We start from the raw sequence: 24,782 nt of genomic DNA, 5'->3' as shown, positions 1-24,782 counted from the left end.
GCTGGGTACACCGGGAGAAGATCGAGCGGAGCGGGGTGGCGGATTGGTTGCGGTACGGTCCGACGAGTTCCAGCAGCGGCATCGCTGGGCTGGCTTCCCGCTCGCGGTCTGCTACAAGTTCGTCGACGACCAGGGCTACTACCTGGCGGCGCTGCTGACCTACTACGGGTTCCTGTCGCTGTTCCCGCTCCTGCTGCTCCTGGTGACCGTGCTCGGCTTCGTCATGCAGGACGACGTCGCGCTGCAACAGCAGGTGCTGCACTCGGCGCTGACCGACTTCCCGGTGCTCGGCCAGCAGATCGTGTCCAATGTGCATTCCTTGCAGGGCAACGTTTTCGGCGTGACTTTCGGCGCCGCGGCGGCACTGTACGGCGCGCTGGGCGTGGCCGGCGCGGGCCAGACCGTGCTGAACAAGATCTGGGCCGTGCCGCGGGTGCAACGACCCAACCTGCTCGGCTTCTACGCCCGGAGCCTGCTCCTGCTGGCCACGCTCGGCCTCGGTGTTCTGCTCACGACCGCGTTGACCGGCCTGACCACGGTCGCCTCCGACCTGGCCTCGAACGACGTGCTCGTGGCGCTGTTGGCCAACCTCGGCGCACTCGTCGTCAACGTGCTGCTGTTCCTGCTCGCCTTCCGCGTTCTGACGGCGCGGGACTTCGCGCGGGGGCAGCTCCTGCCCGGTGCGGTCGTGTCGGCTCTGCTCTGGCAGGGACTGCAGATCGGCGGCACCTACCTGCTGGAACACGAACTGCGCGGCAGCAGCGCGACCTACGGCGCCTTCGGCCTCGTCATCGGGCTGATGATCTGGCTGTACCTCGGCGCGACCGTCGCCGTGCTCGGCGCCGAGGTCAACGCAGTCCGTGTGCTGCGGCTGTGGCCACGCAGCCTGCTCACCCCGTTCGTCGGCGAGGCGCCGCTGACGCCGGCCGACCGGCAGGCCTACGCCGCGTACGCCCGCACCGAGCAACTGGTCGAGCAGGCACACATTCGGGTGCGGTTCCCGCCCCGGGCCGGGGAGGAAAGCACCAGCCGACGGAGCGACGCGGCCCGGCCGGCTGATCAGCCGCCGGCGTGATGCGTGCTCTCGCGACCCGATGGTGCGGCGTGCGTGTGCTGCCAGATGCGGCGGGAGTCCGCGAGTGGATCGTCGGCGTCGCGGGGCGGAAGGTCCCAGATGCGGGTCCGGTGGTGGGCGAGGTCGAATCCGGGCCAGCCGGGGTCCCCGGTGGTGGCGAAGCTGGTCCAGGCGCTGCGGATCTGTTCGGACAGCACGTCGAATCCGGGCGGTGTCGGTGTGCCGAGGAAGCGTGTCGCGTACCGGGTGGCGGCGGTGTCGAAGATCAGCGGGATGTCCAGCCCATGACCGGCTCCGAGACCCGGGCTGGACCAAGCGAGGTCGTACAGCCAGGTGCGCCCGCCCGCCGCGGCGTGCGTCTGGGCGGTCTGGATGGTCGGCATCCGGACAAGGGCGTCGGACAGCATCACGGTGAACACCTCGGCGTTGCTGGCGCCGGGGTGGGCCCGCCGGTACGCGTCGGCTGCGTCCGGGAGTAGTCCGAGCGCGGCGGCGACGGCCGGCAGGTCGACGCCGGGCGGGGGCGGCCCGTCCTGGCCGCGGTATTCCTCGTGAGTGAAGCCGCAGATCAGGTCCACCTCACGGGCGACACCGCCGGCCAGGGCCGTCTGGGGTGGTCCCGTGACCAGGTCGCCGTCGATGACGGGCCCGAAAGCGGTCAAGCCGGCGTTCCGGGCGCGCAGTGGCGTGTCCTGCACGGCGAGGATCGCCTCCGGCGGTAGAGACGCGAACCCGTCCCAGGTGGCGGCCACGCCGGCGGCTTCGGCGATCGTCGCGGTGATGGCTGCGGCCTCGCTCCGGGGCCGGTACCCGGCGGGAATGCTCTGGGCGATGGCCCGGCGAAACAGTCCGGCAGCGGCCGGCGCGGCCATCAGCAGGACGGTGGACGCGGCGCCGGCGGAATGACCGAACACGGTCACGTTCGCGGGGTCGCCGCCGAACGCGGAGATGGTGGACCGGACCCACTCCAGGGCCGCGATCTGGTCGCGCAGGCCACGGTTGTCCGGGACACCGGGCAGGTGGCCGAAGCCCTCGAACCCGAGCCGGTAGTTGATGGTGACCACTACGACCCCGGACCTGGCCAGCGCGGTCGCGTCGTACTGCGGCATGGCGGCCGTACCGTGTTTCCACAGCCCGCCATGGATCCACACCATCACGGGCAAGCCGGCCGCGCCGAGATCGGGGGTCCACACGTTCAGCGTCAGGCAGTCCATTCCGTCACCGGGCCGCCATGCCGGTGGCGCTCCCGGGGCGGGTGCGAGTTGTGGCGCGGCGCTGCCGAATTCCGCGCAGTCCCGGACGCCCGCCCATGCCCGCGCGGGAGCCGGCGGCTTGAACCGCAACGCCCCCTCGGGTGCGTCCGCGTACGGGATGCCTTTGAACACAGTGATTCCGCCGACGGTGCGCCCGCGAACCGCACCCAGGCGTGTCGACACCACAGGCTGGGTCATCGCTCTGCCCTCCGAGCAGCAACGGACGGCTTCGATGCGGCTCGACGACGTGTCGGCTGTGGCGGTGTCGGCTCGGGTGGGGTGATCGCCGCGCTCACCAGCCGAAAGAGCAGGGCTCGTTGCTCGCGCCACACCTGCGGGTCGGGGCTTGCTTTCGCCAGCGCGTCCGCGGTCGCCAGCAGCAGGCGCGCAAGCTCCTCGCCGGTGGTGTCCACAGTGGACAAGCTGACCTCGCCCGCCGCCGCGGCCGCGTCCAACGCCGCGGCCAGCCGCGATACCAGCGCCGTGTTGGCTTCGCCGACGCTGTCGCCGCTGACCGAGAGGCTGGCGTCGAACAGTTCGCCGCCGTGCGTGTTCGAGGAGATCTGGGCCATCAGGCCGCCGAAGTAGGTGGCCATCGCCGTGCTGACCCGGGAGACCACGTCAGTCGGCTCCGCCAGCACCGCGTCCACCTGGTCGAGCGCTCGGGCGTGGGCCCGGCGCGATCCGGCCCGGAAGAGGTCTTCCTTGGTGGCGAAGTGCAGGTAGAGGGCGGCTCGGGAGATGCCCGCCGCGCGGGCGACGTCCTGCATGGTCGTCTTGCCGTAGCCGTACCGGCAGAACACCGGCAGCGCGGCGTCGAGGATCCGATCGCTCCGGTCGTCCGTCATAACGGCACCTTGTCAAACTAGACAGATATCGTCAAGGTGTCTAGTTGGACGGAAAGTGTCGGGTTGTCCAGACGTCGTCAGCCGAACACGTCACGGTGCTGGCGCACGAAGTCGGCGAACCCGAGGGCCGGACGGCCGGTGAGATCGGGTACGGCCGACGTCACCGTGTCGGCGCCACCGTCCCGGTAAGCGCGGGCCACGTCGATCAGAGCGTCAGCGTGGAACTCCGGCATTCCTCGGCTCAGCATCGCGGCGCGCGCCTCGTCGTCCGGTGGCCCCACGTAGCGCACCCGCCGGCCCAGGACGTCGCCGAACACCGCCGCGGCCTCGGTGTAGGTCAAGGCCTTCGGTCCGGTCAGGGGGTAGACGCGACCGTCATGTCCGTCCGTCGTCAGGACCCGCGCGGCCACCCGGGCGACATCCCCGGCGTCGATGAAACTGATCGGGGCCGTGATCAGTGGGAAACTGAACTCGCCGGCGTCTCGAATGGACGGCTGGCGCAGAAAGTTCTGCAGGTAGAAGTTGGGCCGCAGGACCGTCCACCGTAGACCGGACGTGAACAACGCCTGTTCGACGGGCCGATGCAGCCGGGCGACCGGCGACAGACCTTCGTCCGCGCGCCAGACCGACAGCTTGACCACTCGCGTGCCCGTTGCGCGGGCCGCGTCGAGCATGGTGAGTTCCTGCGCCGTCTGCGCCGGACCCATCGCGCCGAGCAGGAAGACGGCTTCGACACCGTCGAGCGCCGGGCCCAGCGTCCGCGGCTCCGCCAGATCGAGCGTGACCGCCGACCGTCCCGACTCGATCGCCCGGGCGGTCATGCCCGGGTCGCGATAGGCCGCGCGGGTGGCCACGCCCTCGGCGCGCAGACAACCCAGCAGCGCCGATCCGACGTTCCCGCTCGCGCCGGTCACCAAGATCATCATCGTCCCCCCGCGTCCCACTGGTAAGCGCGGGAAGTATCCCAGAACCGGCACAGGTGCGGCCGGCGTCAGCTGCCCTCGCGGTCCTCCAGGCCGACCGCCTTCAGCAGCTCCTTGCGGTCCTCGGCCAGCTCGCGCTGCTCACCGGCGCTGGTGCGGCCCATCATGTCGGCCAGGCCCTGCGCGATGGCGTTGAGTTTCTGCTGCACGGCGTCGTCGGACCGCTTCTGGGTGTTCTGCAGCAAGGCGACCAGCAGGAAGGTCACGATGGTGGTGACGGTGTTGATGATCAGCTGCCAGGTGTCGACGCTGCCGAAGATGAAGTAGGACGGCGCCCACAGCAGCACGAGAAGCACGCAGAACACGAAGAACGCGGCGCGGGACGTCATGCGGCCGACAAGGTCGGCGAAGCGGTCGAACACCGACAGCTCGGACCGCGACTGCGACGGCATCTTCGCCGGCTTCACCTCGGCGGTGGACATCGTCAGGCCGCCGCGTTCTGCGGGGACAGGGTGCGACGAGGGGCGTTCTTCACTAATACGGCGGCATCCGTGGACATGGTCGTCTCCACATCTCGCAAGCAGGGCCCGCCAAGGGGCTGGAGAATCGACGATGGATACCCCGCTGCGGCGCCGGTAAACCACAGCGTCGCTCGTCAGGCCGGCGTCGAACCGGGTCAGCCGCTCGGCATGCCCGCCCGCGCGTCCTCCACGGTCCGCCGGAGCACGGCGATCGTGGACGCCAACTGGGTGAGGGACCGGGCGGTGATCGGGTCGGCCAGCCAGGCGCCCAACTCACGCTCGAACGTCGGGGCGGCGGCGTCCAGCAGTTGCCGGCCGGTGTCCGTGAGTTCGAGCAGGGACGAGCGGCGGTTCTCCGGGTTCGGGCGTCGGCGCACCCATCCGGCGGCCTCCAGGCGGTCCACGCCCTTGCTGGTCGCGCCGACGGCGATCGCGAACTCCTGGGCGAGGTCGTTGACCCGGCAGCCGTCCCGGCCGCCGATGAACCGCAGGAACTCGAACTGGCCGATGGTCACGCCGTGCTCGGCCCGCAGTCGCGCGCCGAGCACGTTGTACAGCCTCGTCTCGTACCGCACGAGATCGGAGAACACCTGCGCGAGGTCGGGCACGGCACACTCCTCATTCCCCAGAAGTACCTTCCGGAGAATAGGGTAGCTGGCCAGACCGCCTCACGAGGTCGATGGAAGCGCCTGCTCCAGCGTGATGACCACGTTCAGCTGTGCGTGCAGGCCCGTGGTCATGATCGGGACCCGGGTCGCCCGTGAGCCGGCGACCACGCACAGCCGGGTGTGCAGGCGTCGGTGCTCGTTGTGCGCCTCGATGAGGACCGACAGGCCGGGGGAGGCCATGTAGGTCACGCCGCTCAGGTCGACGATCAGCGGTGTCGCCGTGGTGGTGTCGTTCCGTGCGTCGGCGAGGTGCTCGCGGAACAGGGCCGCGGTGTCCGAGTCGATCTCCCCGGTGACGTGCAGGACCGTGGCCGGCCCGACCGTCTCCCGGCGGACGTCGAGGATCTCCGGGGTGTCCGGGGATCTTTCGGGCTTCGCACCGAGCGGCGCGGCATCGTCGTGGTCGGTGTCGGGCGTGTCGTGCGAAGAGGTCATGATCAGGGCGTCCTGGGGTGGGGTCGGCTGGCGCGTTTGCGCGAGAGATATCCACAAGCCGGCCGGTTGAAACCCGCCGCGGGATCGCGCAGCACCCACAACGCGATCCGTGGGAGCGTCAGGGGACGACGAGGACGGGGCAGGGGGAGTGGTAGAGGGCGGCCTTGGTGACGGGGCCGGGCATGTGGAGGTGGCGACGGGATTCGCCACGGGAGACGACGAGCAGGTCGGTGTCGTCGGCGTGCTCCACGGTCTCGTGGGGCAGCGCCCGGTCGAGGGTGAAGGTGGCGCGCACGGCGGTGTCGAGGGCCCTGAACTGGAGCTCGGCGACATGCAGGACGTCGTCGGGGTCGTGGATGGCGCGGAGGTCCGAGGGGGCGGCGTGCACGACACGCAGGCGTGAGCGGCGCGAGGCGGCGAACGCGGCGGCGCGGCGGAGGACCAGGAGGTCGTTGAGTCCGCCGCTGACCATGGCGGTGACGGAGCGGTGCTCGCCGCGGACGGCGGAGGGGGTGCCGCGGACGACGAGGACGTCGCAGTGGGCGCCGGTGAGCACGGGGATGACGTGTTCGCCGAGGCCGAAGCGACGGTGGCCCCGGCAGCCGAGCACGAGCAGCGAGCTGCCTTCGCTGGCGGCGACGAGGCCGATGACGGGGGACGCGCCGACGGGACGGCAGGTGATGGGCAGCAGCGGATAGAGCCGGAGCGTGTGGCTGAGCCCGAGATCGGACGGCACGTCGGAGGGGACGCCGTCACAGGCCCGCAGCACCTGCAGCGAGGCGCCGTGCAGCCAGGCGTGGCGGGCGGCCCAGTCGAGTGCCATACCGCCCCAATACGAGCCGTCGGCGCCGACGGTCACCACTTCGGCGGTGCGGGTCTCGGCGGGACGGACGTCGTGCAGCGGGGCGGCGGCGGGCATCGGGACCTCCTCGGGGGTGTGCACCAACCCTCGCCGACCGCGCTGACCTGCGGCAGAGGCGGTCGGAACGACGACACGGGGCCGAAAGACCCCGATGGTTCGGGTCGGCCGCCTGCGGCGCGCAACCCCGGGCAGCGGCGACGGTGGCAGCTGAATCGAGAGCAGCGACGAGGGGAGCGTCGATGATCAAGGCAGGCTCGACCGAGCGGCTGCCGACGACGGGTTGGGTGCAGCGCCTGGACAGCATCGGTGTGACCGAGGCCGCCGTTTCGGTCGCACCGCCATGTCCGCCAGAAGGTCGCACCGCCACGTCCGGACGAGAGTGGGAACCCATGTTCGACGCTGCGGGCCTCGAGGTCCTCGACCGGGCCGAGTGCCTGGAACTGCTGAAGACCGTGCCGGTCGGTCGGATCGTGTTCACCGACCAGGCGCTGCCGGCGGTGCTGCCGGTGAACTACTCGGTGTGGGACGGATCGCTGCTGATCCGGAGCGGCGCGGGCGGCAAGCTCGCCGTGGCCATCCGCAACGCCGTGGTGGCGTTCGAGGTGGACGAGATCGACCGGGACAGCGGCAAAGGGTGGAGTGTGGTCGTGGTCGGCCGCTCCGGTGTCGTCGACCATCCGGCCGAGCTGGCGGCGGCCGAGGAGGCCGCGCCGCGGTCGTGGGTGAGCGGACGCGACCGGCTGATCCGGATCGTGATCGGTTCGATCAGCGGGCGGCGGGTCGGCGAGGTCCCGTAGGCCCGACCCGGTTCGGCCGAACGGCCGCGCTCCGACCGGGCCTCGGTCACCAGCCGCCCGCATGAACGCCGCTCATCGCGCCGATTCCCGGCTGCGCACCCGCACCTCGATGGTCCCGGGGACGGATTCGGCGATGACCTGTGCGACGTGCCGGTCGGTGGCGTCGTCGAAGTCGTCGACGATGTCGACCACGCCGTCGTGCACGGTGACCGACCAGCGGTCGGCGCCGCCGTACGCGGCCAGCCGCGACCGCACGGCGATCAACACGGTCGTGTCGTCGGTGGCGATGACTCGCAGCAGGTCGCGGCGGGTGACGATGCCGACCACGCCGCGGCCGCCGTCCACGACGGGCACCGCACGCACGTTGTCCTCCAGCATCATCCGCGCGATCGCGGAGCAGTCCGTGCCGGGTGTGACGGCCACGGCCGGCGTGCTCATCGCCTCGGCGACGGTCTGCGGCGGATGCGTGTGCACGTCTGCGTCCCGCCAGATACGGGTGCGCGCGTCGACCGGGATGCGGTCGCGCAGCACGTCGGCCTCGGTGACCATGCCGACCAGCCGGCCGTCGGCGTCGACCACGGGGGCCGAGGTGAAACCGCGCCTGGCCAGCAGCACGGCGACTTCCTTGACGGGCTGGTCCGGCCGGACGGTGATCGCCGGGCTGCTCATCACGTCCTGTGCCCTCATTGTCAGCTCCTCACGGTGTTCAGGGCCGGCGCCGCGATTGCGGCGTCGAGGATGGTGTCGGGGCCGGCGATGACGACCGGGCAGGCCGCCTCGCGCAGCACCCTGCGGTAGATGCGGCCGCCGACGCCGTGTTCGCGGTGGCCGACGACGACCATCGACGCCGACGGCGAGTGCCACGCCAGCGCCTTTGCGGGCGGGCACACCGTGGTGTGCAGCTGCACGGCCATCGCGGGGTAGCGGCCGGTGAACAGCGAGACCAGGTCGAACACGGAGTTGCGCTGTTCGGTGCTCGTGCGGTGTGGCTGGCAGTGCACGACGCGGACGCCGCGGCCGAGCCGGTCGGCCTCGGTGAACGCCCAGCGCAGTGCCTGCTCGGAGTGTTCGGTCCCGTCCGCTCCGACCAGGATCGGCCGGTTCTCGCCGTCCCAGGCCGTTCCGGGGGCGACAGTGGCGACCGGGCAGCTCGCCTGCGCCGCCACGGTCGCAGCCATGCCGGCATCGGCGGCGGCACGGTCGACAACGGTCAGGTGTGCGTCGCCGGTCCGACCGAGCAAAGCGTCAGGGAGACCGCTGTCGGCCGTCGTCGCGGACAGCGCCAGTCGCGGGTACCGAATGCGGACGGTCGCGGTCGCGTTGTAGAGCGCGGGCAGGCTGCCGCCGTCGGCGAGCACGACGCGCAGCGGTGCCCGCAGGCGGCCGGCGTACTCCGCGGGCCAGATGATGGTCCCCAGTGAGTCGGTGCCGGGCGACAGCCCGACCAGGACGGCCTTGGTGCTCACGGGTTGCCTCCCGGCAGCATCCGCTCGGCGTCGATGAGCAGTTCCGCCACCGGACGTCGGGGTGTGGGCGCGACCGGGCTGCCGTGACCGATTCGCAGGATGGTTTGGGGGGTGATGCCGGCGCCCAGCAGGTGGCGCAGCTGCTTGCGGCATTCGGGCACTTCGATCGGTTGGGCGATGAACGAGGCGGACAGGCCCAGCGTGGTGGCGGTGAGCAGTACGCGCTGCATGGCTTGGCCGGCGTGCAGCTCGGCCAGCAGGCCCTCGTAGTAGGAGCAGACGACCGCGATCAGTGGTTCGCGCTCGAAGTCCTTGCCTGGCAGCCGGTCTCGTGCCTGGCCGCCGCTGAAGTCGCGCAGCACCCACCGGTCCTGCGGTTCGGGCATGGGGCCGGCGGAGCGGGCGGGCACGCCGTCGCGGCGTTCGCCGCCGTGCCCGGTCCAGTGCTCCAGTTCGGCGCGGAACTCGACGCTGGAGAGCTGGATCTGGTGGGCGCGGGTGACCATCGCGTGCAGGCGGGACCGCTGCGCCGGATCGGTGATCGGGTGCAGCCACGACCGTTCGGTCAGTGCGGCCCGGACGAGCTGGCTGAGCTGCGCGGGCATCACTGGGATGTCGCGGAACGGCTTGCGGTTGGTGTGCCGGGAGGGGATGGCCCGACGCAGGTCGGCGATCCGGTAGCTCGGCGCGACCTGGCCTCCGTGCCGCACGGTCGCGAGCGCGTCCGGGCCGGCGTTGCGCGGCAGCAGCGTCACCAGCGGGCGGATCCCCAGGGCTTCCAGCGCGATGCGGAGGTTGGTCAGGGCGGCGCCGCATGCCAGCCGCAGTTCCTTGTCGCCCGGGTCGGTGGCCGGTAGCCGGCGCGTGAGGTCGGCGTGCAGCTCGATGCGGTCGGGCAGGACCCGGAATCGCCAGGGTTGGCTGTTGTGCACCGACGGGGCCATGGCCGCCGCTTCGAGCACGGTGGTCACCTCGGCCGGGCTGAGCCCGAGGCTGGCGGGGACTGGACTGGTCATGGCTTCACGGTGCGCGTCGAGGGTGCGCCGCTGACACGGCCCAAAGTCATGTGGGACCAGGGCCGTCGACCACGAGGTCCCAGGACCCTGGAAAGCGACCCGGCGGCGTGGCAGGCTCGACGTTGTCGACGGAGATCAACGGGAGCGTCCGATGCCAGAGGCCGACGCGTCAGCGGTGCTGGGCAGCCTGCGGCTGGACGAGTTGCTGGCCGAGGTGCAGGAGCGGCTGGCCGAGATCGTCAAGACCCGCGACCGGGTGCAAGGCCTGTTGGATGCCGTGCTGGCGGTCGGGTCGGGGATCGAGTTGGACTCCACGCTGACCCGGATCGTGCAGGCCGCGGCCGACCTGGTCGATGCCCGGTACGGGGCGCTGGGCGTGCTGGCCAGCACCGGCGACGGCCTGTCCGAATTCGTGTATCTGGGCATCGATGCCGAGCAGCGCGGGCTGATGGGTCACCTGCCGGAGGGGCGGGGCCTGCTGGGTTTGCTCATCCACGATCCCAAGCCGATCCGGCTGGCCGATCTGAGCAGCCATCCCGCCTCGGTCGGCTTCCCGGCCAACCACCCGCCGATGCACAGTTTCCTCGGCGCGCCGGTCCTGGTGCGTGACGAGGTGTTCGGCAACCTGTACATGACCGAGAAGCGCGGCGGTGGCGAGTTCACCGCGGATGACGAGGTCGTGCTGCGGGCGCTGGCCGCAGCCGCCGGCGTGGCGATCGAGAACGCGCGTCTGTTCGAACGGTCCCAGCAGCGGCAGCGCTGGTTGGAGGCGTCGTCGGAGATCCGGGCCGAGTTGCTGGGCGGGGCCACTGTGGACGATGCTCTGCGGTTGGTCGTGTTGCGGGCCATGGAGCTGACGGATTCATCGTGCGCCATGGTGCTCGTCGCCGACGGGGACGACACGCTCACCGTCCGCGGCGTTGTCGGGACGTGCGCCGACCAGCTTGCCGGTGCCGTGCTGCCCGACGCCCGCCCGCTGCTCGACAATGCCCCGCGGCTCGTTCCCGACCTGGTGCTGGAGCTCGGCGGCCGGCTCGCCGGCGACGTGCTCGGCCCCGGGCTCGTCGTGGAGTTCCGCACCTCCGACGGCAGCACCGGTGCGCTGGTCACGGCGCGGGACAAGGGCGGCGTCGAGTACCGCCCCGACGACGTTCCGCTGGTGACGTCCTTCGCCGACCAGGCCGCGCTGGCCCTGGAGCTGGCCGAGAAGCAGCGGACGAAGGGCATGCTCGACCTGCTGGCCGACCGTGACCGGATCGCCCGGGACCTGCACGACCACGTCATCCAGCGGCTGTTCGCGACCGGCCTGAGCATGCAGGGCACGCTGCGGATGATCGCCGATCCCGAGGCGCGCAAGCGGATCCAGCATGCCGTGGGCCAGCTCGACCAGACCGTGATGGAGATCCGGACGTCGATCTTCGACCTGCACACCGCCGACGAGGTCGACAGCCTGCGCCGCACCCTGCTCGACGTCGTCTCCGAGCTGACCAATGGCACCGACGTCTCGCCGTCGGTACGCATGTCCGGCGCCGTGGACACCCTCGTCCCGCCGGAGATCGCCCCGCATGCCGAGGCGGCTCTGCGTGAGGGTCTGTCCAACGCGCTGCGGCATGCTCGTGCCACGCACATCGTGGTCACCATCGAGGCCGCGCACGATCTGATCGTGGACGTCCTCGATGACGGCGTCGGAGTGCCGGAGACGCTGGCCCGCAGCGGTTTGGCCAACATCGAGAATCGGGCCTCCGCCTTCGGCGGCACCCTGACCGTCGGCCCCGGCCGGGACGGCGGCACCCGCTACACCTGGAAGGTGCCGATCCGGCCAGCCCCCTGAGATTTGCCGTCTTGAAGACCCCGCCTAGGAGTTGCGTTTGTCCTTCAGCTCGGTGGCCAACACCGCCGCCTGGGTGCGGCGTTGCATGCCGAGTTTGGCCAGCAGGTGGGAGACGTAGTTCTTGACGGTCTTCTCGGCCAGGTACATGCGTTCGGCGATCTGGCGGTTGGTCAGGCCCTCGCCGATGAGCTCCAGCACGACGCGTTCCTGGTCGGACAGCACGGCCAGGGGGTCGGTGCGTTGTTCCTGGTCGCGGCGCAGGCGGGCGAGCAGGGCGGAGGTGGTGTGGGTGTCGAGCAGGGACTGGCCGCCGGCGATGGTGCGGATGGCGTTGACCAGGTCGCTGCCCAACACCTGTTTGAGCAGGAAGCCGGCGGCGCCGGCCATGATGGCGTCGAACAGGGCGTCGTCGTCGGAGAACGACGTGAGCATGAGGCACTGCAGTTGTGGCATGGCGGAGCGCAGTTCGCGGCAGAGTTCGACGCCGTTGCCGTCGGGTAGCCGCACGTCGAGCACGGCGACCTGGGGTTGCGCGGCGGGGACCCGGACGAGGGTCTCGGCGACGGTGGAGGCCTCGCCGACGACCTCGAGGTCGGTCTCGCCTTCGAGCAGGTCGGAGATTCCGCGTCGGACGATCTCGTGGTCGTCGACGAGGAACACGCCAATGGTCATCGCAGCCACCTCCGGATAGAGCCTTCCACGGTTCCGGCCGCCGGTCACCCGGCTACCCCCGTCGATCACGGCGCCGCGCCGGGACACCAGCAGACCGCACACAGGACCCTGTCCGACAGTGCCATCGCGCCCGGGGCCCACGGGACCTGTGCCCTGGGTTGCCGCGACCCGTCATGGTCGCGGTCGCGCCCGCAGGGCCCTAAGTCCCCGGCCAGGTCGGGACCACGGCCGTGGCCTACGGCCCTGGGACCGACCGCGGCCGCCCGCGACGCTGGACGCGACAGAAATCGGCGGAGATCCACGGCCGGGCGGACCGCGCCCGATGCAGGACTTCGCGTCCCGCGGATTTTCCCGTCCCTGCTCGGCCTCACCCCGGCCGAGTTCGACCCCTGGAGCCAGACATGACGAACACCGTCACCGTAGGCGTCGACGGTTCCGAGCCGTCGATGAACGCCGTCCGCTGGGCGGCCGAGGAGGCTCATCGCCGGCACGCCGTGCTGCGAGTCGTCCACGGGCACTCGATCACCACGCCGTGGCTGCCCGCCGCGTTCCTGAGCAAGGCGCGGATCGCGGCGCGGTATTGCCTGCGTGAGGGCGTGAAGCGCGCGCTCGACACGCGTCCGGCGCTCGAGGTCGAGCCGGTGCTGGAGCTCGAGCCCGGCGTCGACCTGCTGGCCGACGAGTCCGAGAAGGCCGCGCTGGTCGTGGTCGGGGCCCACGGCCGTGGCGGCTTCGCCGAGCTGGTCGTGGGGTCCACGGTCGTGGCACTGATCGCCCGTGCGCGCTGCCCGGTGATTGTCGTGCGCGGCAAGGAAACCGCGGGCGGGCCGATCGTCGTCGGGGTGGACGGATCGCCCGCGAGCGAGGCGGCCCTGGCGTTCGCGTACGACATGGCCTCACGGCGCAACGCCGATCTGGAGGCCGTGCACGTGTGCGGCGACGCGGTCTCGGTGTGGGCCGGTTCGGCGCCGATCCCGGACGTGGCCCGGGAAACGGTCGCCGCCGACGAGCGCGTCACGTTGTCCGAACGTCTTGCCGGCTGGCGTGAGCGCTATCCCGACACGACTGTTCGTCAGGTCGTGCACGAGAACCGGCCGGCGCAACGGCTGCTGCACCAGGCCGACGGTGCGCAGCTACTCGTGGTGGGTTCGTCGGGGCGGGGCAGGCCGGCGGACGCGTTGCTCGGATCCGTCAGCCACGCCCTGCTGCACCACGCGCCGTGCCCGGTCGCCGTCGTGAGGCCGGAGTGAGCGATGCATGTCCTGGTGACGGAACAGAGGCCCGGGCAGGGGCAGGGCAAGGAGTTGGCCCGCCGATACGGGAGGCCCTGCCTCAGCGCGCCACGACGACCGGGCACGCGCCGTGGTGGATGAGGGCATGGCTGGTGGAGCCGAGGAGCATGCCGGTGAGGCCGCCGCGGCCGCGGGAGCCGACGACGACGAGCTGAGCGCGGGCGGACTGGCGGAGCAGGCCCTGGGCCGGGCGGTCGCGCTCGACGACGTGGCGGATCTCGACATCGGGGTAGCGGTCCTGCCAGCCGCCGAGACGCTGGGCGAGCACCTTCTCCTCGGCGTCGCGGATGGCGTTCCAGTCCAGCACGAACGGCTGGTGCTGCCCGCCCGGCTCGTGGACGGTGTCACGCCAGGCGTGGTAAGCGACCAGCGGCGCCGACCGGAGGGACGCCTCGTCCACGGCGAACGCGAGGGCGGCGTCGCTGGTGGGGGAGCCGTCGATGCCGACGACAATCGGGGCGGTCGGTCCGGGCACGGCGCCACGCACGACGGCGACCGGACACCGGGCGTGGGCGGCGAGGGCGATGGCGACGGAGCCGACCAGCAGTTGGGCGAAGCCGCCGATGCCACGGGACCCGAGCACGAGCAGCTGAGCGTGGGACGACCGCCTGGTGAGCGCGTCGAGCACCTGGTCTTCGATCAGCTCGGCGGTGACGGGGACCTCGGGGGCGACGGCCTCGACGATGTCCACGGCGTCGTTGAGCCACCTGCGGCTCTGGGTGGCGATCGCGGCGCTCATGGCGGTGGCGGCGGGAATCTCGGGCGGCACGGTGATGGGCGGGTTGACGTGGACGATGTCGAGGGGAGTGTGGCGGAGTACGGCCTCGGCGGCGGCCCAGCCCAGGGCACGTTCGGCGGAGCTCGACCCGTCGATGCCGACGGTGATGGGCAGAGTCATGGCGGACTCCTTCACGACGTGGTGCGCACCACGGCGACCGGGCACGCGGAGTGGTGCAGCAGCGCATGACTCGTGGAACCGAGCAGTGCCCCGGCGAACGGACCATGGCCGCGAGTGCCGACGACCACGAGCCGCGCCTGCTTGGACTGTTCGACGAGCGCGTGCGCGGGGCTGTCGAGCGCGGTGACGAGTTCGAGCGGGACGCCCGGGAACTTCTCCCGCCAGTGCGCCATGCGGTCGGACAGCATGACGCGCATCGAGTCGTCGAGCGCCTGGAAGTCGACGGCGTACGGCACGGCGTCCCAGCCGTGGCCGAACCTGCCCTCGGTCCACGTGTGCACCGCGATCAGGAGCGTGTCGTGCAGCGCGGCCTCGGTGAACGCCCACTCGATCGCTTCCTCGGCGGTGCCCCCGTCGACGCCGACGACGATCGGCCCCGAGGTGGGCAGCGGCGCCCGCGGCCCCGGCGTCCGGACGACGACAACGGGGCAGGAGGCCCGCGTGGTGACGCCGATGGCGGTGGACCCGACGAGCAGGCCGGCGAACCCGCCCAGCCCTCGCGTGCCGAGCACCAGCGTGTCGGCCCAGGTGGACACCGCCGCCAAGGTTTCCACCACGGGCCCGCACAGCAGTTCGGCCGATGTCGTGACTGTCGGAGCAGCGTGGCCGGCGGCCGCCCCGGCGTCGTCGAGCCAGGCGCGGGCCTGCGCCACCACCGCGGGCAGGTCCGGCGCGACATGGGCGATCACGAGCCTGATCTTCCGGCGCGCCGCTTCCCGGGCCGCCCACACGACGGCGTGGCGGGCGGAGTCCGAGCCGTCGATGCCGACGACAATCGCCGCCGTGGTCATCGCGACCTCCTTCGGGTCGTTGCACCTCCATCGCACTCCTCGGACATCCCGGTGAGCAGAGCACAAAGCCCCGCTCGGACCCGGCCGAACGATGTGAACCCGACAGGACGGACGTCCGGCGCACGGTCGGCCGGCGGCCTGCCGGTCGACGCGTCGCGCGCCGTGGCCGCCGCCGGGGACGGCGGCCACGGCCCGGGGACGTCAGCCCTTGTCCCCGGTCTCGATCTCGATCTTGCGGTGGGGGGTGGCCGTCTCGTCGACGGGCACCCTCACGGTGAGGATTCCGTCGGCGTAGCCGGCCTTGATCTCCTCCTCCCTCGCCTCGGCGGGCAGCGAGACGGTGCGCGAGAAGGAGCCGTAGCGGAACTCGGAATGGTTCTTCTCGGTCGTCTCCTCGGCGCGCTCGGCGCTGATCGTCAGCAGCCGGTCGTGGACGGTGATCGTGACGTCCTTGGCCGGGTCGATGCCCGGCAACTCGGCGCGCACCACGTACATGCCGTCCTCGACGAAGTCCTCCACCCGCATGCCCGGCGCCGGCCGCAACCCGAACACGGACGGGAAGGACTCGGCCCAGTCGATCAGGTCCGGCAGCAGGCCGTGCTGCCTGCGGACCGGCTTGGCCATCTGTCTGCCTCCTTGCCTCCTCGGTGGTCCTGCCCCTCCATCGGACACCCGGGCCGGGCCCGTGGCGCAGAGGAGAAGGCCCCGCTCCGGCCGCCATCCGGCGCGCCGGACGGGGTCGGAAGTCCCTGGGGGCACGGGACCACCCGAGCGGCCAACGACTCTGGGGGCCCATGGGCTCGGCGACGATGCTCGGGACAAGTCGTGGACGAGTGAGAAGGGACACCGACGATGGGCACGTACGTGCGGCAGGTTTCGTTGCTGGGAATGGCTCGCCGGATCGGGTTGGGCCGCAACTCGCTGCGCCGGCCCGTCGACCGCGTCGAGGGGCTGTCGGTCGTGTTGGTGTGGCTGGCCGGCATGGTGATCGCGTTGGCCGGAATCGTGTTCGGACTGACGGTGGCGCAGTCCGATCTCGTGACGTCGGGGCAGCAGATGGCGCGCTCGCATCCCACGAACGCGGTGCGGCTCGACAACTCGCTGCCGGGACCCGGCAGCACCGGGACCAGGATGTCGGTGCAGGTGCGCTACACCGACCAGGCGAGCGTCGTCCGTACCGGGTGGACGGAGCAGACGGTCGGCCTGACCGACGGCGCCAGCGTGCGGGTGTGGCTGGACGACGAGGGTTCGATCGTCCCGCCGCCGATGACCCCGGACGACGCCGTCGTCAACGGCGTCGTCGCGGGTTCGTGCGGCGCCGTCGGCGCCGAGGGCCTGGTGCTCGCGGCCTACCTGTTCGCCCGCTGGCGCATGGACCACAGGAAGTTCGCCGCCATCGATCTCGAATGGGCCCAGCTGTCGGCCCGGTGAGCACGGCGCCGCGTCGGGTGGCGCAGGGTGGACAACCCGCCAAAGTCGCCAACCCCGACGATCACGAGTGATGCTCATCTTTCTCTGACTGGCTTTCGTTTCGTGTCAAGGGTTTGCCGCCGAGCGTCGCTGCGACGCTGTCCGCACGCGTCCGGCTCAGGACCCGCGGCCCCTTGTCGTCGACCGGAACCGGGACTAGACAGGACTGGTCGATACGGCCGAGCAGGGAGCCTGACGTGGACCTTTCGCGCCTGCGTCTCAACGAGCTCGTCGCCGAACTCTCCACCCAGGTCGCGGAGCTGGCGACCGCCAAGAGCCAGGTGCAGGGCCTGCTGGACGCCGTGATGGCGGTGTCGGCCGGCCTCGACCTGGACGCGACCCTGCGCCGGATCGTGGAGGCGGCGGCGCAGCTCGTCGACGCCGAGTACGGCGCGCTGGGCGTGCTCGGCCCGGACGGCAGGCTGGCCAACTTCCTCACCATCGGCATCGACGACGTCACCCGCGCGAGGATGGGGCCGCTGCCGACCGGGCACGGCCTGCTCGGCACGGTCATCGCCGATCCGAGGCCGTTGCGGCTGACCGACATCGCCTCACATCCGGCGTCCGTGGGCTTTCCCGGACACCATCCCCAGATGCGGAGCTTCCTGGGCGTGCCGGTGCGCGTCCGGGACACCGTCTTCGGGAACCTGTACCTGACCGACAAACGCGGCGGTGGCCGGTTCAGTGCGGACGACGAGGTCATGGTGCAGGCGCTCGCGGCCGCCGCCGGCATCGCCGTGGACAACGCCCGGTCCTTCGACCAGGCCCGGCAGCGGCAGCGCTGGCTGGAGGCGCTCACCGAGCTGACCACCGACCTGCTCTCGGGCATGGAGCTGGACGAGGCGCTGGGCCTGGTCGCCCGCCGCGCGCTCGACCTGACCGGCGCGGACGCGGCGCTGGTGCTGCTGACGCCGAAGGGCCACCGCGACCGCCGGGTGGTGCAGGCGGTGGTCGGCGACATCGACGGCGCCGTGCTCGGCCGGGTGATCTCGAGCGGCGACCAGCTGATCGGCGACGTGGTCAGCAGCGGCGCCCCGCTGATCGAGACGGATCTGTGCCGGAACCGCGGCGAGAGCGCGCTGGCCGACGCGCTGGCCTCCTACCGGCACTCGATGGTGGTCACGATGCGGTCCGGCGAGCACATCACGGGCGTGCTGCTGGTGCTGCGGGGCAAGCAGCGGCCGACATTCCTGGACGAGCAGCTGCCGCTGCTCGCGTTCTTCGGCAGTCAGGTGTCGCTGGCCCTCGAACTCGCGGTCAAGCAGCAGATGCGGCGCGAGCTCGACGTCGTGTCCGACCGCGACCGGATCGGCCAGGAGCTGCACGAGCACGTGATTCAGCGACTGTTCGCGGTCGGCCTGCGGATGCAGGGCGCGCTGCCGGCCGTCCGGGGCTCGGGTGTCGGGCGGATCTGCGAGTCGGTCCGGGAGATCGACCAGGTGATCGCCGACATCCGCAGCTCCGTCTACGACCTGCAGGGCAGGGCGGAGACGCAGCCGTTGCGCGGGCGGCTGCTGGACGTCGTCGTGCACGCGACCGAGGACACCGAGCTGACCCCGACCACCCAGATGCACGGGTCGGTGGACTCCGCGGTGTCCGGTGCGGTCGGTGAGCACGCGGTCGTCGTGCTGACCGAGGCGATGTCGAACGTGGTCCGGCACAGCCACGCGCGCTCGGTGCGGGTCCGCGTGACCGCCGCCGAGGAGTTCGACATGGAGATCGCCGATGACGGCGTCGGCGTCGCGAGCGACGTCGACGGGCGGGGACTGCGTGACATGGCCGCGCGGGCCCGGTCCGTCGGCGGCCGGTTCAGCATCTGCGCGCTGCCCGACGGCGGCACGCGCCTGCGCTGGCGGGTGCCGCTCGCCGGAGGGTGACCGACGGCCCCGGCGCGGTCGAGACGCGGCCCGAGCCGGCCGGCATGGTTTGATGACGCCCGTGAGCCAGGGGGCATTGGCGCGGCGACTGGGCACGGGCGACGCGGTGGTCATCGGGCTGGGTTCGATGATCGGCGCCGGCGTGTTCGCGGCGTTCGGACCGGCGGCCCGGGCCGGCGGCGCCGGGCTGCTGGTCGGCCTGGCCGTCGCGGCGGTCATCGCCTACTGCAACGCGACCGCGTCGGCGCAGCTGGCGGCGGCCTACCCGGTGTCCGGTGGCACCTACATCTACGGGCGGGAGCGGCTCGGGGAGTGGTGGGGGTTCACCGCCGGCTGGGGATTCGTGGTCGGCAAGACCGCCTCCTGCGCGGCCATGGCCCTCACCTTCGCCTCCTACGCCGTGCCCGGCCCCTGGTGGGCGCAGCGGGCCGTGGCGGTGGCCGCGGTGCTCGGCCTGGCCGCGCTCAACTACCGCGGCGTCACCAAAACCGCTCTCCTGACCCGCATCCTGGTCGGCGCCAGCCTGACCGCCCTGGCGGTGGTCGTGGTCGGGATCGCCGTGGGCGGGCACGCGAATCCGGCGAATCTCGGCGGCGTGGACGCCGGCGGTGTCTACGGCATTCTCCAGGCCGCCGGGCTGCTGTTCTTCGCCTTCGCCGGCTACGCCCGCATCGCCACCATGGGCGAGGAGGTCCGCGACCCGCAACGCACGATTCCGCGCGCCATCCCGATCGCCTTGTTCATCACGGTCGCCGTCTACCTGGTGGTGGGTGTGGCGGCCCTGCTCGCCGCCGGCCCGGACAAGCTCGCCGCCTCTACGGCGCCGCTGAGCACTGCCGTCCAGTCGGCCGGACTCGATCCCGTCGTGCGGGTCGGGGCCGCGCTGGCGTCGCTCGGGGCGCTGCTGGCGCTGATCGCCGGCATCGGCCGTACCAGCCTGGCCATGGCCCGCCACGGGGACCTGCCCCGGTGGCTGGCCGCCGTCCATCCCCGGTTCCAGGTCCCGCACCACGCGGAGACGGCGCTCGCGGTGGTGGTCGGCGTCGTGGTGGCCACCGTCGACCTGCGCGGGGTGATCGGTTTCTCGTCCTTCGGCGTGCTGATCTACTACGCCATCGCCAACGCCGCGGCGTTCACCCAGCCGGCGGCCCAGCGCCGGTGGCCGCGCTGGCTCAACGTGCTCGGCGGCGCCGGCTGCGTGGTTCTGGTGGCCACCCTGCCCTGGCCCTCGGTGCTGGCCGGGGCGGTGATGTTCGCCGTCGGACTGGCGGGCCGGGCGGTCAGCCGTTCACTGCGGGCCCCGAGCGAACGCCGGTGACCGCGAAGCGTTCGACGTCGTTGACGTGCCCGCCGGTCGACACCGCGATGGTGAGCACGCTGCCCGTCGGTGCGGTGAACGACACCTGGGCGGTCCACGGCGTGTTCTGACCGCCGGCCGGGATGCCGTCCGTCCGACCGATCGGCTTCTCCTCGGCGAGACGGAACACCTGGATCCGCAGGCTCTCGTCCACACCGGTGATGTTGCCGCCGACCTTCGCCGGTGAGGTCACGGTCGAGCCGTACGGGGGCGTGGTCAGCGTCAGCTGCGGAGTGTCGTCGGTGCCGACGGCCTCCCACGGCGCGTCCCGACCGGTGCTGATCTTGACCAGGTGGATCACGGCGGCCGTGGCCGTCCGGCCGTCGGGCAGCTCGTACCCGACGCCGACGTGTGCGTCCGCGTCGATCACCGACGTCGTGGTGACCCGGTCGAGCGTGCCGTAACCCAGGTAGCCCCGGGTGAACGACTGGGCGGTCAGGCCGGCGTCGAGATGCCAGGGCTGATGGCCGTCCTTGCGGTAGCCGACCTGCCACGCCGCCGCCTCCTGCTCGTCGGCGAACGGCCACAGCAGCTGGTATCTCGCGGCGGCCGCGGTGGTGGTCGCGCTCGCGGACTGGGCCGTGGTCGTCACCACCGCGGTCGGCTGGACGGTTGTCGTGCCCGGCGCGACGGTGTTGGCCGGCAGCTGCGTGACGACGACGGCCGCGGCGGCGGCGACCACCACGGTCATGACGGCGAGAATCCACCACCGTCGCGAATGGAGCGAGGATCGATCCGGATCGTTCATGGCGTCCACCTCCGGGGACCAGTTCTTCGCCCGCGCGACGAGAGGCGTTACCGCGCGACTTCCGTTCGGGAGGCGGGTGAGACCGCGCTACCGCATGAGCAGTCCTCGGTCCTCGTCGAACGACTCGACCGACAGCAGGTGCGCCTGCCAGGGGCCCAGGCAGACGTACAGGCCGGAACCGGCCAGGTCGTCGCCGTCCCGCCCGAACACGTCGTCGCCGAGCAGGTTCGTGAGACGCCAGCGGCGACCGGGCAGGTCGGGCCAGCCCAGCGGGATCCGGGCCTGCGCCGGCTGCGCCGAGAAATTGATCACGACCAGGTGCCGGGTCTCGCCGTCGGCGGGCAGCCAGCACCAGGCCATGAGGTTGCGGCAGGACTGGTTGTCGGGCCAGCCGGCCGGTTCCAACAGCTGCCAGGCGCCCCGGCGGACGCGGTGGTTGGCGACGGTGGCGAGCAGGCGGGCGTGCCACGCGGCGAGGCCGCGGTCCGGCGGTTCGTCGGGGCGCCGCGACACGAACACCGACGGGCGGACCTTGCGGCCCTCGAACTGCCCTTCGTGCCACAGGGTCGCGCCCGGCAGGGTGGCGATGGCGACAGCCGCGGCGACCTCGGCGGCCGGATCCAGCTGGCCGGCGATCCTGGGCTCGTCGTGGTCCTCCAGGTACCGCACCAGCCGCGACTGGTGGTTCCGGCCGGCGCGCAGGTGCTCGCGGATGGCCGCCGGGTCCTGCTCGACGATGTGGTCGTGCAGCCGCTTGTCGTAGCAGAACGAGAAGCCCTGCTGCTGCAGGCTCGGTTCGAGGTCCCAGTACGCCTCGGCGAGTAGCACCGTCTCCGGGTGCCGCTCGCGCAACCGGCCGATGACCTCCGGCCAGAACTCCCCGGCCGGTTCCGGTCCGACCCGATCGCCCCAGGTCGCCGCGAACACCGTGTTCGTCACGAGCATGGCCATGTCGCAGCGGATCCCGTCGCACTGGTCGGCGATCTCGGAGAGGGTGGCCGCGGTCGCCGTCCGCAGCGCGGGGGAGAACGCGTCGAGCTGCACGACGTCGGTCCACGCCGGGAAGTGCGGGTCCCGCCCCCGGGCCAGGACGTGCCCGGACAGATCCAGCCATGCCGTCGCGTCCGCCCACAGGTCGCGCGGCTCGCCGCGGATGAACAGCTCCGGCCTCTCGGTCACCCACGGATGGTCGGGGGCGACGTGGTTGGGCACGTAGTCCAGGATCAGGCGGACACCACGCTCGGCCAGCGCCTTCCGGGCGACAGCCAGCGCGTCGGGCCCGCCGAACGCGTCGTCGACCACGTACTGCCGCACGCAGTACGGCGAGCCGAACACGTCCGTGGGGCGCAGGTCCGGCAGGGCCGCGCGAAACGTCCTACGCACCATGGGATCCGCGTTGGCCAGGGCGAGACCGGCCGGGCTGCGCCGCCACACGCCCATCAGCCAGACCGCGTCGACCCCGGTCGGCGTGACCGCGTCCCAGTCGTCGTCCGACACGTCGGCCAGCGTCGTGCGGCGGCCGACGGCGCGGGAGACGGCGTCCAGCCACACCGCCGTGTTGACTTCGTAGATCACGGGCTGCTCGGGCCACCCACTGGTCGCGCCACCGTCGTGATCGGCGCAGGCGACTCCGCCGCCGGGGCGATCGCGCTCCGTGTCGGACATGGTGTCCTCGGACATGGTGTCCTACCTCCACTCGATGCCGGATCCGTTGTGTCGCCAGCATGTACGTGGCCCGCGGAGACGACGTCATCCCGGCCGGGTGGTTCGGCTCAGTCCCGAGCGGCCGGGCGGGGCAGCAGGATCGCGGCCACGAGGCCGACGACCGCGACGACGCCGAGAACGCCCAGCGCGAGCGCGAACGGGCCGCCACCCGGATGCGCCGCGCCCACGAGGACCGAGCCGGCGAGCGCGGTGCCCATCGACGAACCGAGATTGGACACGCTGCGCGACAGACCCGAGATGTCGCCCTGCAGTTCGGCCGGGGAGTTGGACTGCACCACGTTCACGGACGCGGTCAGCATGATCCCGATGCCCGCGCCGGTCAGGAACAGGCCGGGCACGAAGGTGAGCACGCCCGAGTCGTCCCTGACCAACGCGAGCAGCAGCGCCATGCCGGCGATCGTGGTCACGAAGCCACCACGGACCAGCCGCCGCTGGGAGTGGCGACGGGCCAGCCGTTCCGCCGCCGCGGAGGACAGCAGGATGCCCACCGTCGCGGGCAGCAGCATCAGGCCGGTCCCGATGGCGTCGAAGCCGCGGACCTGCTGCAGGAAGACGGAGATCACGAAGAACGAGCCCTGCAGCACCAGCCACTGCAGATGCTGGGTCGTCAGGCCGAGGCAGGTGGTGCGGTCGCGGAACAGCGTGACGGAGAACAGCGGGTCGCGTCCCGCTCGCTCCCGCGCGCGCAGGTGCGCGACCAGCAGCGCGAGCACCGCGACACCGATCCCGATGTAGATCCACACCGGCGACGGGCCACCGGCCGGGATGATCACGGTGCCGGCGACCGTGAAGTCCGTCCGAGCGACGAACCAGCCGTAGGTGCCGGTGCGCAGGATCCCGAACACGACGAGGAAGAGACCGGCCGCGGACAGCACGGCGCCGAGCAGGTCGAACCGCGGCGGCGGCTCGGGCCTGGGCGGATCGGCGAGGTGGCGGGCGAGAACGACGATCGACAACACCACCAGCGCCTGGAGCAGGAACGACGCGCGCCAGCTGACGAAGCTGGTGACCAGCCCGCCGATCAGCGGACCGGCCGCGGCCCCGAGCCCGGCGGCGCCGCTGACCACGCCGAAGTTTCGGGCTCGCGTCCCGATGTCGTCGAACGACACCGTGATCAGGATGTAGATGGGCGGGATCAGCAACGCCGACCCGATGCCTTCCAGGAGCGAGTAGCCCAGGATCATCAAGCCGAGGCCCCCGGCCTGGGAAGCGAGCACCGCACCGACGCCGTACACGGCCAGGCCGCCGATGAAGCACACCTTGCGGCCCCAGATGTCGGTCAGCTTGCTGCCCGGGATCATCAGCGACGCCATGGTCAGGGTGAACAGCGTGATCGTGGTCTGGATGCCGATCACCGTCGTGCCGATGTCCGACGCGATCGTGCTGATGGCCACGTTCATGTTGGTCGCGGCGTAGCTGGCGACGAACTGGGCGAGCGCGAGCGGCAGCACCAGTTCGGCCGCGCCGGTGCGGGTCATCGCCGCCGCCCGCGGCGGGTCGTCATGCCCGTCACAGAACCCATTCGGTCCACCGCCTGGGAGTCGCGCCGCGAAGTCCGGTCAGGAACCACGCTGGGCCGTCCCGGACTGGTCGGCCTCCTCCGCGCCGGATGACGAGCGCCGGCCGGGTCAGGGCGGGGCGCCGGGCGATCCGTCGCCCGGCGTGCCGAGCAGGCCGAGTTCGCGGGCGCGCCGGATGGCGTCGTTGCGCCGGTTGGCGGACAGCTTGCGCAGGATGCCGCGGATGTGCGTCTTCACCGTGTTGACCGACACGAACATCGTGTGCGCGATCTCGTCGGTGGACAGCAGCGCGGCCATGTTGCACAGCACCTCGTATTCGCGGTCGGTGAGCGGTTCGACGAGCGCGGGCGGCCGCGTGTCGCCCTGCGGCCGGGTCGTCGACACGACGGCGAGGGCACCGTCCAGCCACTGGTGCCGGCGCAGCAGTTGCTGGTCCTGCAACAGGAATCGCCGCAACCGGGGCGGGGCCTCGACGATCGGCCGGCGCAGGTTCTCCGGCGCGGCCAGGTGCAGCGCGCGGCCGAGGGCCTGCCTGGCCAGGTCGGTGCGTCCCCGGTCCAGTTCGCGGGAAGCCCGGTGCAGCCACGATTCCACCTGGGCGGTGAGCGCGCCGCCGCCTTCCGCCGGCCGGCCCGCGGCGGCCAGCCAGCCGGGCAACACCTGGCTCGCCGCCGGGT

The 24,782-nt window shown here is 71.8% G+C and carries 25 protein-coding genes; 7 read left to right on the top strand and 18 right to left on the bottom strand.

Annotated features, from left to right (window positions below):
- Nucleotides 1-43: 43 nt before the first annotated feature.
- The gene (locus BJ998_RS39455; RefSeq protein ID WP_184869255.1) at nucleotides 44-1,075 is read left to right on the top strand and encodes a YhjD/YihY/BrkB family envelope integrity protein; all 1,032 of its coding nucleotides are present in this window, start codon (nucleotides 44-46) and stop codon (nucleotides 1,073-1,075) included.
- Here BJ998_RS39455 and BJ998_RS39450 read toward each other — a convergent pair.
- The 7 genes from BJ998_RS39450 to BJ998_RS39420 form a co-directional block, all read right to left on the bottom strand.
- Nucleotides 1,060-2,526, bottom strand: a complete 1,467-nt coding sequence (locus tag BJ998_RS39450) for a carboxylesterase/lipase family protein (protein ID WP_184869254.1) — start codon at nucleotides 2,524-2,526, stop codon at nucleotides 1,060-1,062. The two genes, BJ998_RS39455 and BJ998_RS39450, sit on opposite strands and share 16 nt — an antisense overlap.
- Entirely contained in the window at nucleotides 2,523-3,176 is a 654-nt protein-coding gene (locus tag BJ998_RS39445) for a TetR/AcrR family transcriptional regulator (protein ID WP_184869253.1), read from the bottom strand. The genes BJ998_RS39450 and BJ998_RS39445 overlap by 4 nt, the downstream gene beginning before the upstream one ends.
- Nucleotides 3,177-3,253: 77 nt before the next feature.
- Nucleotides 3,254-4,102: an NmrA family NAD(P)-binding protein gene (locus BJ998_RS39440; protein WP_246489987.1), complete on the bottom strand. Its 849-nt coding sequence runs from the start codon at nucleotides 4,100-4,102 to the stop codon at nucleotides 3,254-3,256.
- Between the two features lie 65 nt (nucleotides 4,103-4,167).
- On the bottom strand, nucleotides 4,168-4,581 hold the full coding sequence (locus tag BJ998_RS39435; RefSeq protein WP_221339540.1) for a low affinity iron permease family protein: 414 nt from the start codon (nucleotides 4,579-4,581) through the stop codon (nucleotides 4,168-4,170).
- Between the two features lie 194 nt (nucleotides 4,582-4,775).
- Entirely contained in the window at nucleotides 4,776-5,228 is a 453-nt protein-coding gene (locus BJ998_RS39430) for a MarR family winged helix-turn-helix transcriptional regulator (protein ID WP_184869252.1), read from the bottom strand.
- A 60-nt stretch (nucleotides 5,229-5,288) separates the two neighbouring features.
- On the bottom strand, nucleotides 5,289-5,723 hold the full coding sequence (locus BJ998_RS39425; RefSeq protein WP_184869251.1) for an STAS domain-containing protein: 435 nt from the start codon (nucleotides 5,721-5,723) through the stop codon (nucleotides 5,289-5,291).
- 118 nt (nucleotides 5,724-5,841) lie between these two features.
- Nucleotides 5,842-6,642 carry a universal stress protein gene (locus tag BJ998_RS39420; protein WP_184869250.1) on the bottom strand — a complete coding sequence of 267 codons (801 nt, stop codon included), beginning with the start codon at nucleotides 6,640-6,642 and terminating at the stop codon, nucleotides 5,842-5,844.
- A 332-nt stretch (nucleotides 6,643-6,974) separates the two neighbouring features.
- Here BJ998_RS39420 and BJ998_RS39415 point away from each other — a divergent pair, with 332 nt between their 5' ends.
- Nucleotides 6,975-7,382: a pyridoxamine 5'-phosphate oxidase family protein gene (locus BJ998_RS39415; protein WP_184869249.1), complete on the top strand. Its 408-nt coding sequence runs from the start codon at nucleotides 6,975-6,977 to the stop codon at nucleotides 7,380-7,382.
- Between the two features lie 72 nt (nucleotides 7,383-7,454).
- Here the strand turns inward: BJ998_RS39415 and BJ998_RS39410 are convergent, their stop codons facing one another.
- The 3 genes from BJ998_RS39410 to BJ998_RS39400 are packed head-to-tail and all read right to left on the bottom strand — an operon-like array spanning nucleotide 7,455 to nucleotide 9,864.
- Complete coding sequence (locus tag BJ998_RS39410; RefSeq protein WP_184869248.1) at nucleotides 7,455-8,069, bottom strand: CBS domain-containing protein; 615 nt, start codon at nucleotides 8,067-8,069, stop codon at nucleotides 7,455-7,457.
- Nucleotides 8,070-8,071: 2 nt separating this feature from the next.
- The gene (locus BJ998_RS49395; protein WP_184869247.1) at nucleotides 8,072-8,848 is read right to left on the bottom strand and encodes a universal stress protein; all 777 of its coding nucleotides are present in this window, start codon (nucleotides 8,846-8,848) and stop codon (nucleotides 8,072-8,074) included.
- The gene (locus tag BJ998_RS39400) at nucleotides 8,845-9,864 is read right to left on the bottom strand and encodes an Acg family FMN-binding oxidoreductase (protein WP_184869246.1); all 1,020 of its coding nucleotides are present in this window, start codon (nucleotides 9,862-9,864) and stop codon (nucleotides 8,845-8,847) included. The genes BJ998_RS49395 and BJ998_RS39400 overlap by 4 nt, the downstream gene beginning before the upstream one ends.
- Before the next feature lie 151 nt (nucleotides 9,865-10,015).
- Here BJ998_RS39400 and BJ998_RS39395 point away from each other — a divergent pair, with 151 nt between their 5' ends.
- Nucleotides 10,016-11,695, top strand: a complete 1,680-nt coding sequence (locus BJ998_RS39395) for a GAF domain-containing sensor histidine kinase (RefSeq protein ID WP_184869245.1) — start codon at nucleotides 10,016-10,018, stop codon at nucleotides 11,693-11,695.
- Nucleotides 11,696-11,719: 24 nt separating this feature from the next.
- On the opposite strand, the gene BJ998_RS39390 is transcribed toward BJ998_RS39395, so the two are convergent.
- The gene (locus BJ998_RS39390) at nucleotides 11,720-12,367 is read right to left on the bottom strand and encodes a response regulator (RefSeq protein WP_184869244.1); all 648 of its coding nucleotides are present in this window, start codon (nucleotides 12,365-12,367) and stop codon (nucleotides 11,720-11,722) included.
- Between the two features lie 401 nt (nucleotides 12,368-12,768).
- Between BJ998_RS39390 and BJ998_RS39385 the strand changes: the two genes are divergently transcribed.
- Nucleotides 12,769-13,617, top strand: coding sequence for a universal stress protein (locus BJ998_RS39385; RefSeq protein WP_184869243.1), 849 nt, complete (start codon nucleotides 12,769-12,771; stop codon nucleotides 13,615-13,617).
- 82 nt (nucleotides 13,618-13,699) lie between these two features.
- Here the strand turns inward: BJ998_RS39385 and BJ998_RS39380 are convergent, their stop codons facing one another.
- The 3 genes from BJ998_RS39380 to BJ998_RS39370 all read right to left on the bottom strand — a co-directional run bounded on the left by BJ998_RS39380 (nucleotide 13,700) and on the right by BJ998_RS39370 (nucleotide 16,032).
- On the bottom strand, nucleotides 13,700-14,557 hold the full coding sequence (locus tag BJ998_RS39380) for a universal stress protein (protein WP_184869242.1): 858 nt from the start codon (nucleotides 14,555-14,557) through the stop codon (nucleotides 13,700-13,702).
- Between the two features lie 11 nt (nucleotides 14,558-14,568).
- Nucleotides 14,569-15,408, bottom strand: a complete 840-nt coding sequence (locus BJ998_RS39375; RefSeq protein ID WP_184869241.1) for a universal stress protein — start codon at nucleotides 15,406-15,408, stop codon at nucleotides 14,569-14,571.
- A 201-nt stretch (nucleotides 15,409-15,609) separates the two neighbouring features.
- Complete coding sequence (locus tag BJ998_RS39370; RefSeq protein WP_184869240.1) at nucleotides 15,610-16,032, bottom strand: Hsp20/alpha crystallin family protein; 423 nt, start codon at nucleotides 16,030-16,032, stop codon at nucleotides 15,610-15,612.
- A gap of 228 nt (nucleotides 16,033-16,260) precedes the next feature.
- Between BJ998_RS39370 and BJ998_RS39365 the strand changes: the two genes are divergently transcribed.
- From BJ998_RS39365 to BJ998_RS39355, 3 genes are all read left to right on the top strand, one after another.
- On the top strand, nucleotides 16,261-16,839 hold the full coding sequence (locus BJ998_RS39365) for an Rv1733c family protein (protein WP_184869239.1): 579 nt from the start codon (nucleotides 16,261-16,263) through the stop codon (nucleotides 16,837-16,839).
- Between the two features lie 236 nt (nucleotides 16,840-17,075).
- Entirely contained in the window at nucleotides 17,076-18,755 is a 1,680-nt protein-coding gene (locus BJ998_RS39360) for a sensor histidine kinase (protein WP_184869238.1), read from the top strand.
- Nucleotides 18,756-18,807: 52 nt separating this feature from the next.
- Nucleotides 18,808-20,073, top strand: a complete 1,266-nt coding sequence (locus BJ998_RS39355) for an APC family permease (protein WP_184869237.1) — start codon at nucleotides 18,808-18,810, stop codon at nucleotides 20,071-20,073.
- Here BJ998_RS39355 and BJ998_RS39350 read toward each other — a convergent pair.
- From BJ998_RS39350 to BJ998_RS39335, 4 genes are all read right to left on the bottom strand, one after another.
- On the bottom strand, nucleotides 20,036-20,803 hold the full coding sequence (locus BJ998_RS39350; RefSeq protein WP_184869236.1) for a hypothetical protein: 768 nt from the start codon (nucleotides 20,801-20,803) through the stop codon (nucleotides 20,036-20,038). The genes BJ998_RS39355 and BJ998_RS39350 overlap by 38 nt on opposite strands.
- A gap of 144 nt (nucleotides 20,804-20,947) precedes the next feature.
- Nucleotides 20,948-22,540 carry an alpha-amylase family glycosyl hydrolase gene (locus tag BJ998_RS39345; protein WP_246489986.1) on the bottom strand — a complete coding sequence of 531 codons (1,593 nt, stop codon included), beginning with the start codon at nucleotides 22,538-22,540 and terminating at the stop codon, nucleotides 20,948-20,950.
- Nucleotides 22,541-22,632: 92 nt separating this feature from the next.
- A complete protein-coding gene (locus BJ998_RS39340; protein WP_184869235.1) occupies nucleotides 22,633-24,063 on the bottom strand; it encodes an MFS transporter in 1,431 nt (476 codons plus the stop codon).
- Nucleotides 24,064-24,213: 150 nt separating this feature from the next.
- Nucleotides 24,214-24,782, bottom strand: a 569-nt coding sequence (locus BJ998_RS39335) for a helix-turn-helix transcriptional regulator (protein ID WP_221339539.1), incomplete at its 5' end; no start/stop codon positions are given.

The sequence above is a fragment of the Kutzneria kofuensis genome (assembly GCF_014203355.1).
GTDB classification, from domain to species: domain Bacteria; phylum Actinomycetota; class Actinomycetes; order Mycobacteriales; family Pseudonocardiaceae; genus Kutzneria; species Kutzneria kofuensis.
This window is presented reverse-complemented; position numbering and strand designations above follow the sequence as displayed.

What these genes read in the sequence shown, in the direction of transcription:
- BJ998_RS39435 (WP_221339540.1), bottom strand. Translation starts at nt 4,581, where the DNA reads ATGTCCACCGCCGAGGTGAAGCCGGCGAAGATGCCGTCGCAGTCGCGG.
- BJ998_RS39400 (WP_184869246.1), bottom strand. Translation starts at nt 9,864, where the DNA reads ATGACCAGTCCAGTCCCCGCCAGCCTCGGGCTCAGCCCGGCCGAGGTG.
- BJ998_RS39345 (WP_246489986.1), bottom strand. Translation starts at nt 22,540, where the DNA reads ATGTCCGAGGACACCATGTCCGACACGGAGCGCGATCGCCCCGGCGGC.
- BJ998_RS39415 (WP_184869249.1), top strand. Translation starts at nt 6,975, where the DNA reads ATGTTCGACGCTGCGGGCCTCGAGGTCCTCGACCGGGCCGAGTGCCTG.
- BJ998_RS39350 (WP_184869236.1), bottom strand. Translation starts at nt 20,803, where the DNA reads ATGACCGTGGTGGTCGCCGCCGCCGCGGCCGTCGTCGTCACGCAGCTG.
- BJ998_RS39355 (WP_184869237.1), top strand. Translation starts at nt 18,808, where the DNA reads ATGACGCCCGTGAGCCAGGGGGCATTGGCGCGGCGACTGGGCACGGGC.
- BJ998_RS39440 (WP_246489987.1), bottom strand. Translation starts at nt 4,102, where the DNA reads ATGATGATCTTGGTGACCGGCGCGAGCGGGAACGTCGGATCGGCGCTG.
- BJ998_RS39450 (WP_184869254.1), bottom strand. Translation starts at nt 2,526, where the DNA reads ATGACCCAGCCTGTGGTGTCGACACGCCTGGGTGCGGTTCGCGGGCGC.
- BJ998_RS39380 (WP_184869242.1), bottom strand. Translation starts at nt 14,557, where the DNA reads ATGACTCTGCCCATCACCGTCGGCATCGACGGGTCGAGCTCCGCCGAA.
- BJ998_RS39420 (WP_184869250.1), bottom strand. Translation starts at nt 6,642, where the DNA reads ATGCCCGCCGCCGCCCCGCTGCACGACGTCCGTCCCGCCGAGACCCGC.
- BJ998_RS39390 (WP_184869244.1), bottom strand. Translation starts at nt 12,367, where the DNA reads ATGACCATTGGCGTGTTCCTCGTCGACGACCACGAGATCGTCCGACGC.
- BJ998_RS39365 (WP_184869239.1), top strand. Translation starts at nt 16,261, where the DNA reads ATGGGCACGTACGTGCGGCAGGTTTCGTTGCTGGGAATGGCTCGCCGG.
- BJ998_RS39425 (WP_184869251.1), bottom strand. Translation starts at nt 5,723, where the DNA reads ATGACCTCTTCGCACGACACGCCCGACACCGACCACGACGATGCCGCG.
- BJ998_RS39385 (WP_184869243.1), top strand. Translation starts at nt 12,769, where the DNA reads ATGACGAACACCGTCACCGTAGGCGTCGACGGTTCCGAGCCGTCGATG.
- BJ998_RS39370 (WP_184869240.1), bottom strand. Translation starts at nt 16,032, where the DNA reads ATGGCCAAGCCGGTCCGCAGGCAGCACGGCCTGCTGCCGGACCTGATC.
- BJ998_RS39445 (WP_184869253.1), bottom strand. Translation starts at nt 3,176, where the DNA reads ATGACGGACGACCGGAGCGATCGGATCCTCGACGCCGCGCTGCCGGTG.
- BJ998_RS39340 (WP_184869235.1), bottom strand. Translation starts at nt 24,063, where the DNA reads ATGACCCGCACCGGCGCGGCCGAACTGGTGCTGCCGCTCGCGCTCGCC.
- BJ998_RS39395 (WP_184869245.1), top strand. Translation starts at nt 10,016, where the DNA reads ATGCCAGAGGCCGACGCGTCAGCGGTGCTGGGCAGCCTGCGGCTGGAC.
- BJ998_RS39410 (WP_184869248.1), bottom strand. Translation starts at nt 8,069, where the DNA reads ATGAGGGCACAGGACGTGATGAGCAGCCCGGCGATCACCGTCCGGCCG.
- BJ998_RS39375 (WP_184869241.1), bottom strand. Translation starts at nt 15,408, where the DNA reads ATGACCACGGCGGCGATTGTCGTCGGCATCGACGGCTCGGACTCCGCC.